The organism is Candidatus Puniceispirillum marinum IMCC1322 (genome assembly GCF_000024465.1).
Taxonomy (GTDB): Bacteria; Pseudomonadota; Alphaproteobacteria; order Puniceispirillales; family Puniceispirillaceae; genus Puniceispirillum; species Puniceispirillum marinum.
This window is the reverse complement of the sequence record NC_014010.1, coordinates 1710355-1730361: the sequence shown is the minus strand read 5'-3', so window position 1 is coordinate 1730361 and position 20007 is coordinate 1710355. Positions and strand designations below refer to the sequence as shown.

General features: G+C 52.4%; 18 protein-coding genes. 13 read left to right on the top strand and 5 right to left on the bottom strand.

The features are described 5' to 3' along the window. Window positions 1-12: 12 nt before the first annotated feature. From SAR116_RS08100 to ubiE, 5 genes are all read right to left on the bottom strand, one after another. Window positions 13-795, bottom strand: coding sequence for a HesA/MoeB/ThiF family protein (locus tag SAR116_RS08100; RefSeq protein WP_013046437.1), 783 nt, complete (start codon window positions 793-795; stop codon window positions 13-15). 47 nt (window positions 796-842) lie between these two features. Further along, window positions 843-1322: a dUTP diphosphatase gene (gene dut, locus SAR116_RS08095; protein ID WP_013046436.1), complete on the bottom strand. Its 480-nt coding sequence runs from the start codon at window positions 1320-1322 to the stop codon at window positions 843-845. Next, a complete protein-coding gene (gene coaBC / locus SAR116_RS08090) occupies window positions 1315-2607 on the bottom strand; it encodes a bifunctional phosphopantothenoylcysteine decarboxylase/phosphopantothenate--cysteine ligase CoaBC (protein ID WP_041861309.1) in 1293 nt (430 codons plus the stop codon). Before coaBC ends, dut begins: the two co-directional genes overlap by 8 nt. A 317-nt stretch (window positions 2608-2924) precedes the next feature. Then, complete coding sequence (locus SAR116_RS08085) at window positions 2925-4436, bottom strand: ABC1 kinase family protein (protein WP_238531135.1); 1512 nt, start codon at window positions 4434-4436, stop codon at window positions 2925-2927. Then, the gene (gene ubiE / locus SAR116_RS08080) at window positions 4436-5257 is read right to left on the bottom strand and encodes a bifunctional demethylmenaquinone methyltransferase/2-methoxy-6-polyprenyl-1,4-benzoquinol methylase UbiE (RefSeq protein ID WP_013046433.1); all 822 of its coding nucleotides are present in this window, start codon (window positions 5255-5257) and stop codon (window positions 4436-4438) included. The genes SAR116_RS08085 and ubiE overlap by 1 nt, the downstream gene beginning before the upstream one ends. A 174-nt stretch (window positions 5258-5431) precedes the next feature. On the opposite strand from ubiE, the gene mutM reads away from it, so the two are divergent. The 13 genes from mutM (at window position 5432) to SAR116_RS08015 (ending at window position 20000) form a co-directional block, all read left to right on the top strand. After that, window positions 5432-6265 carry a bifunctional DNA-formamidopyrimidine glycosylase/DNA-(apurinic or apyrimidinic site) lyase gene (gene mutM / locus SAR116_RS08075; RefSeq protein WP_013046432.1) on the top strand — a complete coding sequence of 278 codons (834 nt, stop codon included), beginning with the start codon at window positions 5432-5434 and terminating at the stop codon, window positions 6263-6265. A 105-nt stretch (window positions 6266-6370) separates the two neighbouring features. Next, window positions 6371-6769 (top strand): hypothetical protein, encoded by a 399-nt coding sequence (locus tag SAR116_RS08070; RefSeq protein WP_013046431.1) that lies wholly within the window; start codon window positions 6371-6373, stop codon window positions 6767-6769. 189 nt (window positions 6770-6958) lie between these two features. Beyond that, window positions 6959-7225, top strand: a complete 267-nt coding sequence (gene rpsT / locus SAR116_RS08065; RefSeq protein ID WP_013046430.1) for a 30S ribosomal protein S20 — start codon at window positions 6959-6961, stop codon at window positions 7223-7225. Window positions 7226-7788: 563 nt separating this feature from the next. Then, the gene (dnaA, locus tag SAR116_RS08060) at window positions 7789-9321 is read left to right on the top strand and encodes a chromosomal replication initiator protein DnaA (protein ID WP_013046428.1); all 1533 of its coding nucleotides are present in this window, start codon (window positions 7789-7791) and stop codon (window positions 9319-9321) included. Between the two features lie 238 nt (window positions 9322-9559). Continuing rightward, a complete protein-coding gene (dnaN, locus tag SAR116_RS08055) occupies window positions 9560-10663 on the top strand; it encodes a DNA polymerase III subunit beta (protein ID WP_013046427.1) in 1104 nt (367 codons plus the stop codon). Between the two features lie 7 nt (window positions 10664-10670). Continuing rightward, window positions 10671-11927: a DNA replication/repair protein RecF gene (gene recF / locus SAR116_RS08050; protein ID WP_013046426.1), complete on the top strand. Its 1257-nt coding sequence runs from the start codon at window positions 10671-10673 to the stop codon at window positions 11925-11927. Beyond that, window positions 11924-14374, top strand: a complete 2451-nt coding sequence (gyrB, locus tag SAR116_RS08045; protein ID WP_013046425.1) for a DNA topoisomerase (ATP-hydrolyzing) subunit B — start codon at window positions 11924-11926, stop codon at window positions 14372-14374. Before recF ends, gyrB begins: the two co-directional genes overlap by 4 nt. Before the next feature lie 122 nt (window positions 14375-14496). Beyond that, complete coding sequence (locus tag SAR116_RS08040) at window positions 14497-15786, top strand: ActS/PrrB/RegB family redox-sensitive histidine kinase (protein WP_013046424.1); 1290 nt, start codon at window positions 14497-14499, stop codon at window positions 15784-15786. Window positions 15787-15842: 56 nt separating this feature from the next. Beyond that, entirely contained in the window at window positions 15843-16373 is a 531-nt protein-coding gene (locus SAR116_RS08035; RefSeq protein ID WP_013046423.1) for an ActR/PrrA/RegA family redox response regulator transcription factor, read from the top strand. 157 nt (window positions 16374-16530) lie between these two features. Next, complete coding sequence (gene metZ, locus SAR116_RS08030) at window positions 16531-17715, top strand: O-succinylhomoserine sulfhydrylase (protein ID WP_013046422.1); 1185 nt, start codon at window positions 16531-16533, stop codon at window positions 17713-17715. A 5-nt stretch (window positions 17716-17720) separates the two neighbouring features. Then, the gene (locus SAR116_RS08025) at window positions 17721-18611 is read left to right on the top strand and encodes a DMT family transporter (protein WP_013046421.1); all 891 of its coding nucleotides are present in this window, start codon (window positions 17721-17723) and stop codon (window positions 18609-18611) included. Window positions 18612-18649: 38 nt separating this feature from the next. Then, window positions 18650-19534 carry a DMT family transporter gene (locus SAR116_RS08020; protein ID WP_013046420.1) on the top strand — a complete coding sequence of 295 codons (885 nt, stop codon included), beginning with the start codon at window positions 18650-18652 and terminating at the stop codon, window positions 19532-19534. A gap of 106 nt (window positions 19535-19640) precedes the next feature. Further along, entirely contained in the window at window positions 19641-20000 is a 360-nt protein-coding gene (locus tag SAR116_RS08015; protein WP_041860859.1) for a hypothetical protein, read from the top strand. Window positions 20001-20007: the final 7 nt, after the last annotated feature.

Genomic DNA, 20007 nt, shown 5'->3' with positions numbered 1-20007 from the left:
CGCGATCATCTATCAATCTTCGTTGTGCAAAGGTTGGATTCCACAGCAGGGGCAATGCGGATTTTTGGCGGTGGCGATTTCCATCATTCGCATGTCGCGGCCATCAAATAACACCAGCTTACCGGTCAGATTTGTACCAAGCCCAAGGCATAGCTTGATGGTTTCAAGCGCCTGCATCGCCCCAATAATACCAGTAACAGGCCCCAGAATGCCAACTTGTGAACAGCGCGGCGCCTGTCTGGCATCGGGCATCGCCGGAAATACACAACAGAAGCAAGGTGCGTCGGCATGGCCATCAAGGCCGCTTTGAAATACCGATATCTGACCTTCAAGTTGCACCGCCCCGCCAAAAACCAAGGGGCGTTGCATGTGATGACAGGTCCGGCCAACAAGCTGGCGTGTGTCCGGATTATCCGAGCAATCAACAATAATGTCATGCGCCTTGATCAAGGTTTCGGCATTATCCGGGTTAAGGCGGGCATCTATATAGGTTGGTGTGATGACCGGATTGAGATTTGTGGCGGCAGAGGCGGCCTGACGGGCTTTGCCAGCACCGATATCAGGCATCGCATAAATGATTTGCCGATTAAGATCGGTCAAGGCAACCTTGTCATCATCAAGAATCGTGAGCTGGCCAATACCAGCGGCGGCAAGATATAGAATGACCGGCGCCCCCAAGCCACCAGCGCCAATGACAAGCACCTTAGCCGCGGCCAGCGTCTGTTGCCCCTGTTCGTCAATCTCCGGCATGATGATTTGACGGGCATAGCGGTGCAGGTCGTCATCATTCAGCATAATCATATCCCCAAAGCATGGCTGAGCCCGTTACTATGTGCCCGTTACTATGTGCCAGTGGAACCAAAGCCAGCTTTATTCCGCGTCGTGCTATCAAGACTATCCACCTCACGGATCACGGTTTGTATCACTGGCGCGATCACCATCTGGGCGATCCGCATCCCACGTTCAATGATAAAAGCATCCGCCCCCAGATTTATCAAAATGATTTTGATTTCCCCGCGATAGTCACTGTCGATTGTACCGGGGGCGTTGGCGACGGTAACGCCATATTTGGCAGCCAGTCCGGAACGTGGACGGATTTGGGCTTCATATTGACTGGGTAGCCGGATGGCAAAACCAGTGGGCACAAGCGCCCGCTCACCGGGAGCCAGCTGAATAGCGGTATCATTCGCCGCGCATAGATCAAGCCCCGCCGCGCCATCGCTGGCATAGGCAGGAAGCGGAATATCGGCTGCATGGGGCAGACGGCATAGATCAACTGGTAAGCTGGATGCTGGCAGGCTGGATGTTGGCAAGTTAGGCATCGGCAGGTTCCCTATCGTCAGATGGTGCCAGTGTCGATTTCTGGTGCAAAGTCGTAATCATAGCGGCAACAAGTTTGTCGGCAATATCGGTCTTGGGCATTTGTGGCCATGCCTCGCTGGTGCCATCACGCACCAGTATTATGGTGTTCTTATCATGCCCGAAAACCAGATCATCGGATAGATCAGCACCAGATGATGTCGTCACCAGATTGCCAACAATCCAGTCACAATTTTTGGCCTTGCGCTTTTGCTGGGCGTTGGTTTCGAGATTTTCGGTTTCGGCGGCAAAGCCGATAAGCAGATCGGGGCGCTGTTGATGATGACCAAGGGTAGCCAGAATATCGGGATTTTTGACCAGATTGAGGGTCATTATATCGGCTGCCTGTTTTTTCATCTTATGATCCTGTGGCGATTGCGCGCGCCAGTCAGCGACAGCGGCGGCACACACCGCAATATCGGCAGGCAAGGCAGCCATGCAGGCATCATACATCTGCTGGGCGGTGTCAACGCTGACCAGTTTGACCCCAAGCGGCGGATCGATAGTCACCGGCCCGCAAACCAAGGTGACAGTTGCGCCCTGACGCGCCAGCGCGGCGGCGATCGCATGTCCCTGTTTGCCCGATGAATGATTGGCAATGAAACGCACTGAGTCAATTGGCTCGATTGTGGGCCCCGATGTCACAAGCGCATGTTTGCCAGCTAGCGGTAATTGGCTGTTTTCGGATGGAGCTTTGACCGTATTTAGGGCCGCACAGACATTGGTGACAATATCCTGTGGGGATGATAGACGCCCCTCACCCGCTTCGCCGCAAGCGGTATCCCCGCTATCAGGGCCAATGAAGCGGACGCCGCGTTGCTTTAGGCGTGCTAGATTTTCGCGGGTTGCCGGATGTGACCACATCGCCGGATTCATGGCGGGTGCCATCATCACCGGTGCGGTTGTCGCCAGCAGAATTGTTGAAGCCAGATCATCAGCAATGCCATTAGCGGCGCGCGCCATCAGATTGGCGGTGGCGGGCACAACAAGTACCAGATCAGTTTCACGGGCAAGGCGGATATGTCCCATCTCGGCTTCGTCAGTGAGCGAAAACAGATCGGTATAGACCTTTTCACCGGATAAGGCTGACAGGCTGAGGGGGGTGATGAATTGCTGTGCCGAACGTGTCATGATGCCGGTGACATGACAGCCATGATCTTGCAGGCGGCGGGTGAGTTCGAGCGCTTTATAAGCCGCAATGCCACCACCGATAATCAGCGCAATGCGCTTGCCACGTGCCGTAGGCATGACGGTCGATGATGCGGTGGTGATGCCACGATTGTCTGGGTTGAAATGATGAGGCGGATTCTGCAAGGCCGCCTCGATGGTGGCCTGTACACGGCGGGGAAAACAGCCGCGGGCGATATAATTGCTGATCGCGCTGGGCCCAACACCAAGCAATGCCTGCATCGCATGGCGTCCACCTAGCTGGTCAATGACCTGTTCAACATTCATAGCATATCTTCACATGATTATCAGTATTCACAAAATATCACATATTTGTGAATTTGTGAATATTATATAGGTGTGTCACCTGTTATATGTGAAAAACATGAAAAATGAGCTTAATGCCATACAGCCCCAATGGCCAAAGCCAAGGCGATCAAAGCCACAATACCGGGCCAGCGTGGGGCTTTTACCATTGGTGTGTGATGCTGACGTTGTTCAAGATCCTGTAGAATCCGCGGTAATCGTGAAGCCACCATCAGGGCGTCTTCGAGGAATTGTTCGGCGCGTTTGGCAAGTCCGGCCTGATCCTGCATCCAGTCGGCGGCCAGCGGGCGCGACAAAGCCCACATATCGGCACCGGGATTAAGCTGTCGGGCAACACCTTCTGCCATCATCATGGTTTTTTGCAAGAGATTGAATTGCGGCTGGATCGAAATGTCAAAGCGGGTCGATAATTGCAATATCTGCCCCAGAACGGTGCCTAAGGACACATCGCCCAGCGCTTTGCCCATTACCGGATCAGCAACCGCGCGGATCGATTGTGAAAAATGATGTAATGAAACCTTTTCATCCAGCATGCCCGCATCATAATGCAGTTTCGCGACAAGGTCATAATCACGGTCAAGCATTGCGCTTAGCAAGCGTGCCAGAAACATACGGTCACTAAAACCAAGATGCCCCATAATGCCGAAATCAATTGGCACCAGCCGCCCGTCAGCGCCGACAAAGATATTGCCCGGGTGCATATCGGCGTGGAAATAGCCATCGCGGAACACCTGGTTGAAAAAACTGATCGCGGCATATTCAGTTAGTTTGGTGATATCATGTCCAGCCGCTTCTAGTGCCGGAATATCATCGATGCGGATACCGTCAATCCATTCAATAATCAACATACGCGGGGTTGAGCGTTCAAGACCAACCCACGGCACGTAAATGCCATCATCGTCTGCCAGATTATCTGCCAGCCGTCCTGCGGCGGCGGCTTCCAGACGCAGATCAAGCTCCATATCCGAAAGCTCGACAAATTGTTCAACGGCAGTGACCAGCTTGAGCCGTTCAAGGCCAGGTGCCAGCCATTGCAGAATCAAGGCCAGTGAGAAAAACAGTGACGTATCAGCGCGCATCTGCCGTTCGATATCGGGGCGCAGTAATTTGACAGCAACAGCCCGGCCATCACGCAATACAGCTTTATGCACCTGGGCAATCGAGGCAGCGGCCACAGCGTTCTTGTCAAAGCTGGTGAAAATATCGTCAAGCGACTGGCCAGTTTCACGTTCGACTGACGCGATCGCAAGGCGGGCATCAAAAGGTGGCAATCGATCTTGAAGCTGGCTCAGGGCATAGGTCATCTCAGGCCCCATCAGATCAGCGCGGGTCGATAGTGCCTGCCCGAACTTGATGAAGCCGGGCCCTAGTCTGGTCAGGGCTTCGGCAAGAGCCGTGCCCGCATCGCGCGTCGCGCTTTGTGAACGCACCAGCCGGTCAAGTAGTTTGCATATACGCCGCAACCAGCTTGGCAATAAGGTAATCCGGGCAATGTGACCCAAAACGCCTGCCCGCCCAAGATGCCAGCCAATATGGGGAAGCCGAAACAGCGCGCGCAACATCGACAGAAACCCTATCTGCATCAATCCATCTTCCAGCCAGAGTGAATACAGGCGATATTACCTGTCATGCTTCGAACCCGTATTTGCGCAAAACCAGCATCGGCAAACATGTCGGCAAGGACTTCCTTGCGTGGAAATTGTCTGATCGATTCGACCAGATAACGATAGCTTTCGGCATCGCCCGCCACCATTTGCCCCATATGAGGCAAAATAGAAAATGACCAAGCGTCATAAAGCCGTTGCAAGACCGCATTATCAACCTGTGAAAATTCAAGACAGAGGAAACGGCCACCTGCCTTGAGAACACGATGCGCTTCGGCCAAGGCCGCCTCGCGATCGGTGACATTACGCAAGCCAAAGGCAATGGTCACGAAATCGGCACTGTTATCGGCAAAAGGCAATTGTTCGGCATTGGCATTGCACCAGTCGATCTGGCTGGCTAGTGCCTTTAGATCGCGCCGTTTCTTGCCCGCAACCAGCATCGATTCATTGATATCGGTAATATGGGCAAAGCCACCGCCCGCGCGCAGGAACCGCTGGCTAATATCACCTGTGCCGCCAGCCAGATCGATCAAGGTCTGATGCGGTTGTGGTGCCATCCAGTCGATCAGCGCCGCTTTCCATAAACGGTGGACGCCACCACTCATCAAATCATTCATGACGTCATAGCGCTCGGCAACCGAATCAAAGACACCGCGAACAAGTCCGGCCTTATCAGCACGGTTTACCTGACGGAAACCGAAATCAATAGGGTCAGCGTCTGATCCTGAATGATCTGATCGGGCATCATGCGTAATGGAATCGTTAAGATGATCCGTATTGTGGGATTCATCAGCTGTCATGCTATGCCTTTCTTATGATGCGGGTCTCAATCTGGTCGAATTATGGGCTGCTAGAGCCATATTATGGGTTGGTTGTTAGGTTATAAGCGTGGTTTATCTGTTTATATATAATATGTATAGCATGGTTGCCATGTTATGAATGAAACAATTTATCCAGCTTAGGAACGTGACAATATGCCCGAATTGCCAGAAGTCGAAACGGTGCGCAGTGCGCTGGCGCCTGTGGTCACTGGCCAGCAGGTGATGGCGGTTTATGTTGGCCGCAAGGATTTGCGCTGGCCATTGCCCGAAGCGCTGGATAAGCAGCTGCTTGGGTGCCGTTTTGCCGCCCCCACCCGACGCGGCAAATATGTGCTGATGCCAAATGATAACGGGCAGGTGCTGTTGATACATCTGGGCATGTCCGGATCAATCCGGATTCATGAGGCCAAACCAGAGCTTGCCAAGCATGACCATATGATGCTGACGGTGGAGGCAGATGATGGGGGGCATCGTTATATTGTGTTGAATGATCCGCGCCGTTTTGGCTGGGTTGATCTGTTTGCCGCTGAGGATATGGCCACGCATAAATTGCTCAAGGATATGGGGCCAGAACCCCTGGGCAACGCGTTTTCGGCAACGCATATCCAAACCGTATTTGCCAACCGGAAAAGCCCCGTTAAAAACGCCTTGCTTGATCAGCGGTTGATTGCGGGCATCGGCAATATCTATGCCTGTGAGGCATTGTTCAAATCCGGCATATCGCCGCGGCGTCGTGCCGGATCGATTACCGCCGGTCGCGCCGATAAACTGGCGCATGCCATTGTCACGGTGTTGCGCGCCGCGATTGCTGAAGGCGGCACCAGTTTGCGCGATCATGTCCAGCCTGGCGGTGAGATCGGCTATTTTGTGCAGAAGCTTTCGGTATATGGGCGTGATGGATTGCCCTGTGTGATATGTGAAACGCCGATTCGCATAATTGTGCAATCGGGGCGCAGTAGTTTTTACTGTCCTTCATGTCAACGCTAGGGCATGTCAACGCTAGGGCATGTCAACGCTAGGGCATGTCAACGCTAGGCATAATCCGCCGGATCGCGTAAAGTAATCAAACATCTAACCGTATAGCAGGATTTTATGAGACATCTTTTGGTGAAAAAGCTTTTTAGCGGCCAGGTCGTGGCGATGTTATTTTTGGCATTATCGACATGGGTAGCGGTGGGCATGGCTTCAGCAAGCATGACACCCGCCCAGGCCGAGACAAGATGGGTCAGCGATGTGCCGATCATGGACGAGCTGGAAATTATCGTCGATCTGGGTTTCAGCTTTGATTCGCCAAATGGCCGGATAATTGGTATTTTTGCGACCAGCAATGCGGATATGTCGATGGTAAAGGGCTTTTATGACAAGGCGTTGCAAGCGCTTGGCTGGGCATGGCAGAATGACAGCTGGTACCGAGGTAGTGAACGGCTAAGCCTAACCCGCGCTGATACCAGTTTCGGGAGCGTCTGGCGCTTGATGGTTCAGCCGCGATAGCCTGTTATGGGCGATCTGACAGGCAAAGCCATTATGCGATGATATAGATGGTGATCAGCGAAACCCGTACCGAAGTGCGTCAAAGGCATCTAAAGTCCCACAGAACAGCCAAATTTGCTTGACGTGGAGGGCAAAAGTCGCCTATAGCACTGTCCGCAACGTAATTTTAGAAATTGAGGGTCATTCTGAATGGCAAATCATAAGTCAGCGAAAAAGCGTATCCGCAGAAATGCCAACCGTGCACTTATTAATGGTGCCCGTATGAGCCGTATCCGCACATTCGTAAAAAAAGTCGAAACAGCCATTGCATCTGGTGATGCCGCTGTTGCCCGTGAAGCTCTACGTGTCGCCCAGCCGGAAATCCAGCGTGGCGTTACCCGTGGTGTTGTGCATCGCAATACAGCGTCGCGCAAGATTTCGCGTCTGGCTGCCCGCGTTAAAGCCCTCGCCGCCTAGTTACCCTAAGCGCGCGTTAGCTTGCTACTAAGTAGGTCACGAGGTTAGCTGATAAAGCGGCGATGAGTGCCGCGATCGGTTAGCCAACCTGTATGTGCCAGCTTGCCCTTGCATATAACCAATTATAATTGTTTATCAGAAGTCCACAGCGTCATGCGGTGGGCTTTTATTTTGGAATCGGCAGATGCTTTGTCAGCATCCGGTCTGCCAGATTTAAAATAATCGGTATGAGGTCACATCAGCACGAGTCACATCGCCATGAGGTTGCAAGCCCCAAAATCGGTTTCTTGCGATTCGGTGCCTGATAATCAATAATTTTTGTCACATCTGACCCATTTCAAGGGGAAAGACTGTCAACAAAAATAACTGCGCAAAACACAACTTTATTTTGCCATTTCGGGCTCTAGCTGTCTTGCCATCGCCCCCTAATTTTAGCTAATCTCATCTAGCTCAACCAAGAGCAATTCAATGACCGTCTGCTGTTACACAGGTTCAATTTGCTGTTACAAGCAGTTCGCGGTCTGTCCACAATCATGTGTGACTAAAATATATGGGGGTGATACATGTCGGACGATAATCTAAAAAATCCCTCAACCCCACATGAATTCAGTGCGTATGGAGCCAAACCAGCCACATTGAATCCGAATTTTGAAAATGGCGATTTTGCGCCTTTTGACAGCGCTGCGAATCCGCCAGTGGATCTTGAAGCCTGTTGGGAAAAAGTATCAGCGCGGATGCGCATTGATTTAGGTGACGCCGCATGGCGAAGCTGGATCAAGCCGCTTCGGGTTGGTAGCCTGCACAATAATATGCTGACAATCGAAGCTGATTCGAGTCTGGCACGCGATCGTGTGAACAGCCAATATGCCGACCGGTTGCGGGTTATTTCAGCAGCCGAATTTACCGGAGTAAAACGCGTTGAAGTGCGTCTTGCGGTGCGTCCGCAATCGATTGCCGAGCGCGCGCCGCGGATAACCGATAATGACAAAGGGTCCGCCTTTGCTGCCAACAGTACAAAATATGACAGGGCACAATCTGACAGCGCAACCGGTGCCACGCCGGAAAAGTTTGATCCGCTGGCCGGTCTTGATCCGCGCTATACATTTGCAAATTTTGTTGTTGGCAAGCCGAATGAATTGGCTTTTGCCGTTGCGCGCCGTACTGCTGAAAGCGAGAAGGTCGCGTTTAATCCCCTGTTCCTTTATGGCGGGGTCGGGCTTGGTAAAACGCATCTGATGCATGCGATCGCCTGGCATATCCGTGAACAGGCGCCATCGCGCAAGGTGATGTATCTGTCAGCAGAAAAATTCATGTATCGTTTTGTTCGCGCGCTTCGGTTCCGAGATACGATGTCTTTCAAAGAACAGTTCCGTTCGGTGGACGTGCTGATGATTGATGATGTGCAATTCATCAGTGGCAAGGATTCCACGCAGGAAGAATTTTTCCATACCTTTAACGCATTGGTCGAAGATGGCCGTCAGGTGATCATCTCGGCGGATAAGTCGCCAACCGATCTGGAAGGCATGGAAGAACGTCTGCGTAGCCGGCTTGGCTGGGGTATGGTTGCTGATATTCATCCGGCCGATTACGAACTCCGTCTGGGTATTCTGCAAGCCAAAGCCGAACGGGCGCAGATCCAGATCCCCGATAAGGTGCTGGAATTTCTGGCGCATAAGATTGTCAGCAATGTGCGCGAGCTTGAAGGCGCGTTAAACCGGATTATGGCGCATGCCATGCTGGTGGGCCGTGAAATAACCATCGAAAGCGCTGCCGATCTGCTGGCTGACTTACTGCGCGCCAGTAGCCGCCAGATCAGTGTTGATGCAATTCAGAAGCGAGTCGCTGCGCATTATGGCATCCGGGTGTCGGAAATGTTCTCGGCTCGGCGCGCACGTAACATCGCCCGCCCGCGTCAGGTGGCCATGTATCTGACGAAAAACCTGACGTCATTATCCTATCCGGAAATTGGCCGCCAGTTCGGTGGACGTGACCATACGACGGTCATGCATGCGGTCAAAACCATCGAGACATTGACGCTATCGGATTCGCGGCTGGGCGAAGATGTTGATCTTTTACGGTCGCTTTTGTCGAACTAGCCGCATTCGGGCCGTCATGACCCCATATCCATATTTCATATGATCAGCTAAGAAGCCCTGTTTTGGCCATTTTCGAGCGTTGCCGCGAATCGCTAAAAACACAATATTTTGGTGTTAGTTTGTTATAAACATGCTATATTTGGCGATTAGAGGGCGTATGGACGATTGACAGTTTATACGCATGTGTCCCCCGCTGGTCGGGCATGGTAGCTCAGGGCTACAGAATGAGAGAAAATAGATGAAACTGGCAATTGATCGTATGAGTCTTCTAAGGCCTTTGGGTCATGTGCAATCCGTTGTTGAGCGTCGTAACACGATACCCATTCTGGCGAATGTCGTATTGCGCGCCGAAGACGGACAGCTGTCATTGACAGCTACTGATATGGATATGGATATCACAACCGAGGTTGGCTGTGCGGTGGCAACGGCAGGGACGACAACGATGTCGGCGCATATGCTGTATGATATCGTGCGTAAACTGCCGGATGGATCCGAAGTCGAGCTGTCGGTTGGCGATGGTCATGCGATGATCAGCGCGGGTCGTTCGAGTTTCCGGCTACCAACCTTGCCTGTCGAAGATTTTCCGGCCATTAGCTCGAATGAGCTGCCGACCAATTTTGTGCTGACCGCTGCTGATTTCCGCGATCTTATCGATGCCACCAAATTTGCGATTTCTACCGAGGAAACGCGCTATTATCTGAATGGTATCTATCTGCATAAATCAGATGCTGGCGATCTATGTGCGGTGGCAACAGACGGGCACCGTCTGGCGATGACCAAGCAGACATTGCCAGGTGGCGCAGCGCAGATGCCATCGATTATCCTGCCGCGTAAAGCGGTTGGTGAATTGCGCAAACTGCTGGATGACTATGATGGTGATGTGACGATTTCAATGTCGGAAACGCGTGCCGAATTCGCCTTTGGGGCGGTGCGCCTGACCACTAAGCTGATCGATGGCACATTCCCTGATTACACCCGCGTTATCCCGACGAATAATGACAAGATCATGCAGGTTGATGTGGGGGCTTTTTCAGCCGCCGTTGACCGGGTTTCGACAATCTCGTCGGAAAAATCAAAATCGGTAAAAATCGGCCTACGTGCTGGTGTCATGACGCTATCTGCTAGTAATACGGATGCGTCAAGTGCCACCGAAGAGCTGGAAGTCAGCTATAGCGGCAATGAAATGGAAATTGGCTTCAACGCGCGTTATCTTCTGGATATCGCCAGTCAGGTGAATAGCGAGATGGTCGAATTTGCCCTTGCCGATCAAGGGTCACCAACGCTTGTCAGAACACCCGGTGATGATGCCAGCCTATTCGTTTTGATGCCAATGCGCGTGTGAGTGACGTTTGACAGCACTTTCGCACCATTTCAGGCAGGCCACGGATTCGGGTCATGATCACAACGGCAAAGCTGTTGGTGACGGTTTTGCACATAGCGCGTCGCGGCCGCAATTATGGCTATCAGGATTGTTGCTGAATAATTTTCGCAATTATGAAACGGTGCGGCTTGAATTCGGGCAAGCGCCCGTCGTGCTTGTAGGCGCGAATGGTGCAGGCAAAACCAATTTGCTGGAAGCGATTTCATTGCTGTCGCCAGGCAAGGGTATGCGCCGTGCCAAGACAGCGCATCTGGCGCGGATCGGCGCGGCAATGCCGGACTGGTCGGTATCGGCGGCGCTGGAAACCGAAGATGGCGTCATGCAGATTGGCACAGGTGTGCCAGCAGATTCGCAGACCGGCCGCCGGATCATGCGCCGTGAAGGCATGACCGTTTCACAGGCCGATATCGCAACGCAGTTGTCAGTATCGTGGCTGACGCCGCAGATGGATGGCGTCTTTATCGATTCACCAGGTGCCCGACGCCGCTTTCTTGACCGGCTGGTGATTGCCTTTGATGCGGCGCATATTGGCCGTACCAACCGCTATGAAAAACTGATGCGCGAACGTACGCTATTGATCAGCGAAGGGCGTGGTGATGCTGGCTGGTTTAATGCGCTTGAAGCCAGCCTTGCCGAAACAGCGATTGCGATCACGGCAGCGCGGCGCGCTTTGATACATGATCTGAACGAAGAAGCCCGCCATGGCTGGCATGGGTTTCCGGGTGTGCGGCTTGAATTGCAAGGCGATATTGAAAACTGGCTTGATGAGATGCCAGCATTGGCGGTCGAAGACCGTCATATGGCCGCCGCCGCCAATCTGCGTACTGATGGCACAAGTGCTTTGCCTGGCCCGCATGCTAGTGAGGTCAATGCCTATGATGTGGCAGGTGATACCCCTGCCTATCTGGCATCAACCGGACAGCAAAAGGCATTGTTGATCGCCGTGGTTTTAGCCCATGCCCGATTACAGGAACGCCGCCTTGGCCGCCCGCCTATTATGTTGCTTGACGATGTGGCGGCGCATCTTGATGCCAAGCGTCGTTCAGCCCTGTTTGAAGCGTTGTTCGATCTTGGTGGGCAAAGCTGGTTCAGTGGCAGTGATGCCAGCCTGTTTGATGGGCTTGGTAAGGCCGCCCAGTTTATGAAAATTCATGATGCAGAACATGATGCAGAACACGATTCTGGCGTGATAACAAAAACGCCCAAATGTGAGTGGTTGATATGAGCGAAGACGAAAAAACAAATATCCCTGATCAAGCGGCAGCGGCCGTTGATGGCGATTATGGTGCTGAATCAATCAAGGTTTTGCGGGGGCTGGATGCGGTGCGCAAGCGGCCAGGCATGTATATTGGTGATACCGATGATGGATCAGGGCTTCACCATATGGTCTATGAAGTTGTCGATAATGCAATTGATGAAGCGCTGGCAGGTCATTGTGACCTTGTTCAGGTTGTGCTGAATGCTGATGGCTCGATCAGCGTCACCGATAATGGGCGCGGGATTCCGGTCGATATCCACCATGAGGAAGGCGTATCCGCCGCCGAGGTGATCATGACGCAGCTTCATGCTGGCGGTAAATTTGACAATAATTCCTATAAGGTCTCAGGCGGCTTGCACGGTGTGGGCGTATCAGTGGTCAACGCCTTGTCCGAGTGGCTACGGCTGACCATTTTCCGGAATGGCCGCAAGCATGAGATGATGTTCAAGATGGGTGAAGCGGATGGCGCGCTGGCCGATATGGGGGATGCCGAAGGGCAAACCGGCACGCATGTAACTTTTTACCCGTCGCTAGACATTTTCTCGTCGATCGAGTTTGATTTCACCACGCTGGAACATCGGTTGCGCGAACTGGCCTTTTTGAATTCGGGCGTGCGTATTAAAATGACCGATAACCGGACAAGCGAAGAACGCGTATCCGAATTTTTCTTTGAAGGTGGTCTGGAAGCGTTTGTCACCTGGTTGAATCGATCACGCAGCGAAATGCATCCCACAATCACAGCGATAAGCCAGCGTGATGATATTACCGTTGAGCTGGCCCTGGCATGGACAGATTCGTTCCATGAAAACACGCTGTGTTTCACCAATAATATTCCGCAACGTGATGGCGGGGCGCATCTGGCCGGTTTCCGTGGGGCGATGACGCGCGTGGTCAATAATTACGCACAATCATCCGGCATTGCCAAAAAGGAAAAGGTCCAGCTGACAGGCGAAGACTCACGCGAGGGGCTGACCGCAATCGTATCCGTCAAAGTGCCAGATCCAAAATTTTCATCGCAGACCAAAGATAAGCTGGTGTCATCCGAAGTGCGCCCTGTTGTTGAACAGGCGGTTGCTGATTGTCTGAATCAATGGTTTGAGGAACATCCGGCCGAAGCCAAGAAAATCGTGTCAAAAGCCTATGAAGCGGCGGCGGCGCGTGAAGCGGCGCGCAAGGCACGCGATCTGACCCGCCGCAAAGGCGTTATGGATATTGCCAGCCTGCCTGGCAAATTAGCCGATTGTCAGGAACGTGACCCGGCAAAATCGGAAATTTTCCTGGTCGAGGGTGATTCGGCTGGGGGGTCGGCCAAGCAAGGGCGTGATCGGGCGAATCAGGCAATCCTGCCTCTGCGTGGCAAGATTTTGAATGTCGAGCGTGCGCGGCTTGATAAGATGCTGTCATCAGCCGAGATCGGCACGCTGATCACGGCGATTGGTGCCGGGGTTGGCAATACCGAAATGCAACTGGATAAAGTGCGCTATCACAAGATTGTCATCATGACCGATGCGGATGTGGATGGGAGCCATATCCGTACATTGTTGCTGACATTCTTTTTCCGTCATATGCGGCCTTTGATCGAACAGGGTTATTTGTATATCGCCCAGCCGCCGCTGTTCCGGGCAAAACGCGGACAGTCGGAAGTTTATCTCAAAGACCAGCGTGAATTGGATATCTATCTGATGACAGCCGGATTGAAAGACACGGTGCTGGTTGTCGATGGGGGGAGCCAGATGGCAGGTCCCGATCTGCGGGATGTGACCAATAATGCGGTTACGGCCAGCCGCCTGATTGAACAGATAACACGGCAGGTTGGCAATCGTGATGTGGTCGAACAAGCTGCGATAGCCGGGCTTATGAAAAGCGCGACGCTTGATAGTGCAGATGCAGCAACATATCTGGCTACACGGTTGGAGAATGTTGTGGATGAGTTGGAAAAAGGCTGGCAAGGCAGCATCGAGGATACCGTGCATGGCAAGGCGATTGTTGTGCAGCGCCGGCTGCGTGGCATCACCGAAAAATATGTCATTGACCGGCGTATCGTCGGCCTGCCCGAAGCGGTACAGCTTGATAGTATGGCTCCGCATCTACAGCAGATTTATGCCAAATTTGCAACGCTGACAGGGACATCGCAAAATACCATTATTCATGGCCCAAGCGATCTGGCCCAGCTTGTGTTTCAGACTGGCCGGAAAGGCGCACAGATTTCGCGCTATAAGGGGCTTGGTGAAATGAATCCCGATCAGCTATGGGAAACAACGCTGGATCCAGATCAGCGAACCTTCCTGCAAGTGGTTATCGAGCATGAAGAAGATGCTGACAATGCGTTTTCAACATTGATGGGCGAAGCGGTCGAAGAACGCCGGAACTTTATCCAGACCAATGCATTGCGCGTCGCCAATCTTGATATCTAGCTCTGTCCGATGAACAGGGTGACGGGTCAGCACTTGTTATTACCGAGCCAAGCTGAGGCTGTTGCCATAGGCTTGAAGGTTGATATGCGGGTCTGGTTGTGCGGATTGAAAGGGTGGGCAGGATGATGCTACGGCGGTTTTTTGGAAGCGCCGATAGACGCGCCATAAACCCGATCGATCCGTCGGTGGTGCTAACCATCCGCTGGCTTGCCATTAGTGGCCAGCTTCTGGCGCTGACCTTTACCTATTTTGTGCTTGGATTTGATCTACCACTGATACCAGCTTTGATCATTATCGGCTTATCGGTATTGATGAATTTATGGCAAAACCGGCAAGCCAAGGATGATACCGGACTGGTTGAACAGAATCTGCTGGCGCTGATTTTTGATATTCTGCAGCTGGCCGCTTTGCTGTTTCTGACAGGCGGGCTTTTGAATCCGTTTTCGGTTTTACTGCTGGCGCCAGTTGTGGTGTCAGCAACGATGCTAAGACGACGCGCAACATTGGTGCTGATTCTGACGGTCGCGGCCAGTGTCAGCGTGCTGGCATTATATAATTATCCGCTGCCATGGGGTCAGGATACAGTTAACTTGCCGGGCCTGTATGTTGCCGGTTTGTGGCTGTCATTGATGCTATCGACGATCTTTATTGGTGGCTATGTATGGTGGGTGGCGTCGGCGGCGCGGAGCCTATCCGAAGCGCTATCCGAAGCGCAGCTTGCGGTTGCCGAGGAGCAACAGGCGGTGGCACTTGGTTCGCTGGCGACCGCCGCCGCGCATAAGCTTGGTTCGCCCTTGAACACGATCACCGTGATCAGCCATGAATTGAGCCGTGAAATTACCGAGGATGATCCGATCTATGAGGACATCCAGCTTTTACGTGTCGAAGCCGAAAGATGCCGCGTTATTCTGGGCTCGCTGGAAGATTATAAATTGCAAAGCAAGCCCGATTTCGAGACCGAATTGCCAATCAATGTGCTGATCGAAGACCTGTTGCAAGAACGGTTCGATGCTGGCCCTGCCGAGGTTATTGTAACGCATGACGCGGCGTCAATGGATGAAGTGCCGGTTGCCACGCGCCGCGCCGAATTCATCCAGGCGATCGAAGATATTCTGCAAAATGCGCATCAGTTCGCCCGCACCAAGATAATCATACATATTGAATGGTCATTAGAAGATATCCATATAAGGATCAATGATGATGGTGACGGCTTTAAACCATCAATATTAAGCCGTGCTGGCCAGCCCTGGAATAGTAGTCGAGTCGGGCAAAGTGGGCATCGTGGCCTTGGCATTTTTATTGCGCGCACGCTGATTCAATCGATCGGTGGATCAGTTGCGTTCGGGAATGGCAAGAATGGCGGTGGTGAAGTTAAAGTCAGCCTGCCACGCTCATGTTTCGAGGTGGGATGATGTTAAATGCCAGCATGTAAATTTATCATGCGGCTTTCGGGAAAGGGAACCAAAAGGTGACAGATAAATCGCTGTTGATTCTTGATGATGATGCGCCGCTTCGCAACCGGCTGAAGCGGGCAATGGAAGCGCGCGGATTTGACGTGGTTGATGCCGGCACTGTCGCCGAAGGCATCGAGCTGGTGCGCAGATCGGTTCCGTCCTATGCGATTCTTGATATGAAACTTGATGATGGATCAGGTCTGACGCTGGTGCAGGAATTGCGCAAGCGCGATGATAATTGCCGCATTGTCATGCTGACCGGCTTTGGCAATATCGCAACGGCCGTGGCGGCGGTAAAAGCCGGTGCACTTGATTATCTACCAAAACCAGCCGATCCGGATCAGATCGTCGCGACCTTGATGCAAACCGGTGATGGTATGCCGCCGCCACCGCAAGACCCGATGAGCGCCGATCGTGTGCGCTGGGAACATATCCAGCGCGTATATGAACAATGTGGGCGGAATGTGTCAGAAACAGCCCGCCGTCTTCGTATGCATCGACGAACATTACAACGTATCTTGAGCAAGCACGCGCCACGAAGCTAGTCTGGCCTGAGTCAGGGTAGTGCTTTAGGTGATGCTTGCGCTTGTGCGAACGGACGAATGCGCCTATACAAAATTTAGGCTCGTAAATTATACGTTATGTCCGCTGTCATGGTTGATTTCGATAAGCCGCTGATCACAAATTTAGACTGTCTCTGATATGAAAAAAACAGAATCCGACATCGAAACCAAGCTGGTCCGAGGCGGGCTTTTAAGATCCGCACATCAGGAAACATCCGAAGCGCTGTATATGACGTCAGGGTTCGTTTATGAATCAGCCGAGCAGGCTGCCGCTGCGTTCCGCGAAGAAACCGATAATTTTGTTTATGCCCGCTATGGCAACCCAACTGTTTCCATGTTTGAAAACCGGCTTGCCCTGCTTGAAGGGGCGGAAGCCTGTAAAGCTACCGGCACAGGCATGGCTGCGGTTTTTGCGGTGATGGCTTGCCAGCTGGAAAGTGGCGACCGAATCGTTGCCAGCCGCGCCCTGTTTGGTGCCTGCTATGTTATTCTGACGCAGACCTTGCCGAAATGGGGGATTGACGTTGAGCTGATTGATGGCACCGATCTTGAGGCCTGGGCCACGGCCTTGCAGACACCAACTAAGATGGTGTTTTTCGAAAGCCCGTCTAACCCATTGCTTGAGCTGGTTGATGTGGCGGCTGTATCCCAGATGGCGCATGCCGCCGGAGCCATGGTGGTGGTTGATAATGTGTTTGCCACTGCGCTGCATCAACGCCCGCTTGAATTAGGCGCTGATGCGGTTATCTATTCGACCACCAAGCATATTGATGGTCAGGGGCGGTTGATGGGCGGTGCGGTTCTGGGCGATCAGACATTTATCAAGGATATATTCACTCCGTTTTACCGGCAGACAGGTGCCGCGATCAGTGCTTTTAATGCCTGGGTGATGCTGAAATCGCTGGAAACGCTGTCGCTTCGGATCGAAGCGCAATGCGCCAGTGCCGCGCGCATCGCCACAATGCTGGCTGGGCATAAGGCGGTCAAAAATGTGCGTTATCCGGGGCTGGCATCGCATCCGCAATATGATCTTGCATGTAAGCAGATGTCGGGTTTTGGCAGTATTATCGCGTTTGAAATTGATGGTGATGAAGCGGCGTCCTATCGCGTGCTGAATGAGCTATCGCTGATTGATATTTCCAACAATCTGGGCGATAGCAAATCGCTGGCCTGTCACCCTTATACGACAACGCATTCAAGTCTGAGTGACGAGGAACTGGCGCTATTGGGAATCAGCAGGTCACATATACGGCTATCGGTTGGTCTTGAATCGGGTAATGATCTGATAAATGATATCGAACAGGCACTTAGTATTTTAAGGTAATTATTTTGGAAACTGCCGCAATTTATGCGTTCGGCGCTGCTATCTGTTGGACGCTGGCGGGCTTGTTTGGCCATGCACCAGCCCGCGCGCTTGGCTCGCTTCATTTCAATCGACTGCGCATGATTGCAGCGGCAGGTATCATGGCGGTGCTGCTGGTCATCACGGGGCGGGCTTTTACCTTTGATCCGGTATTTATCTGGCCACTGGTTCTATCATCGGTGATCGGCATTGTGCTGGGCGATTTTTTCCTGTTTCTGACGATGCGCCGGTTAGGCCCGCGCCGGACAAATATCCTGTTTGCATCAAATGCCCCGATGACAGCGATACTTGGCTGGTTGATCCTTGGTGAGGTGCTGGCGGCTCATGATGGGGTGGCTGTGATACTTGCCTTTGTTGGTATATGTCTGGCGATTATCTATGGCAAGCGCCGCGATCTGATGCATATATGGGAAGATGTGACACCGCCTTTATCATTGGGCGTCCTGTTTGGTTTGCTGGCCGCATTGGGGCAAGCGATCAGCGCGATTATCATCCGCCCGGTGATGAGCGACGGAATGGACCCGGTCATGGCCAGCCTTATCAGGGTGATGATTGCGGCTTTGTTTTTCTGGGCGACCTATCCGTTTGATAAGGCCCAGCGCAAAAAACCAATTTTACCGGCGCCTAAAATTCTGGTGAATGTCTTTTTCAATGGTTTGTTTGGTCTGGGTGTCGGCATGGCCCTGTTTTTGAAAGCGCTTGAAACCGGACATATTGCCATTGTGGCGATTTTGACAGCGACGACGCCAGTGCTGATTCTGCCATTTGTCTGGGCGCGCACCGGAATAATGCCTGCCTGGGGTGCATGGGTTGGTGCGCTTCTGGTTGTTGCCTGCGCTAGCTTGCTGGTATTTTGAGATGTGTGATGGCTTAATCTGATGCAGGCAGGTGCTTTGTGAGTGAACAAAAACGAAATGTAGCGCTATTGATCTTGCTGGCGCTGGTCTGGTCTTCATCCTTTTCGGCGATCAAGCTGGCGGTTGTTGAAACAGGCCCGCTGACACTGGTTGGCTTGCGCACGCTGATTGGGTTTTTCGTGGTGTTGTTATTCATACAATTTCAAGCTGATTTCGTTTGGCGTCCTTATCTGCGGCATCTGCCCTATCTGTTTGTCATGAGCGTGGTCGGGATGAGTTTGCCTTTTTATCTGATTTCCGACGCCGAGTTGGTGCTGGATTCGTCACTGACTGGTTTGCTAATGTCGGTCGGGCCGTTGCTGACAATCATTGGCGCGCATTTCTTTGCCGAAGACGAACGTATGACAGTGAGCAAGATCATCGGCGTTCTGATTGGCCTGTCCGGGGTGATGATTCTGTTCGGACATGCCGCGATGAATGCTGGAGGGGCGCATATTATCCCGCAAATTCTGGTTTGCTGTGCGACAGGCTGTTATGTATCGGCGGCATTGATGGCCCGGCGTTTACCACAGGTGCCTGCCTTATTTATCGCGCTGGTGATTATGGGTTTTGTGACAATACAGATACTGCCATTGGCCTTTATGTTTGAACAGCCGCTGGCATGGCAGGGCTGGTCATCCAATGCCTGGCTGGCGATTATATGGCTGGGGGCTTTGCCAACAGGCTTTGCCTTTTTCCTGCGCTATCATCTTATTAAACGTGCTGGTGCGGGATTTACGTCCTTTATTGGATATCTGATACCTGTCTTTTCGGTGTTTCTGGGTGCGCTTTTGCTAGGTGAATCACTTGGTCTAGACAAATTTATCGCGCTTGGTCTGATTTTGACAGGTCTGGCAGTGGCGCAACGTACAGCGCAGACATAATCTATTTTGTTGTTTTTGAACAAAATTGACTCATTTTCCTAAAAAAAAGTGGACGAAAAAGCAAAAATCAACGTAACGTATCGCGGTAAAAAGGGAATTGCTGATCATGACGCCGTGCATTTTGAAGACTGGAACAAACACAGTGATGCTTGTAGTGCTTTCGCTTTTGCTTGCCGCATGTCATCATGTCGCCCAGCCACAAGCCACATCAACACCCTTGAAAAAAACGGTTTCACAGCCAGCCGCCACAGCGGGAAATGATGCGGACATAATGCCAGCTCAGCCGCCTAGCCTCGAATTTGAATGGGATACAGGCTATTCGAATTTTATTGCACCACCAGCCGATATACGCAAGGCCGCTATGGAATCGTGCAAGGCGCGCGGCTATGACCTAAGCTATATGATTAGCATGGCTTTGAATGAAGGCGTTGCGCGCGGCCTGTTTGGGTGCCGTGGCCCTAATTAGGCCACAG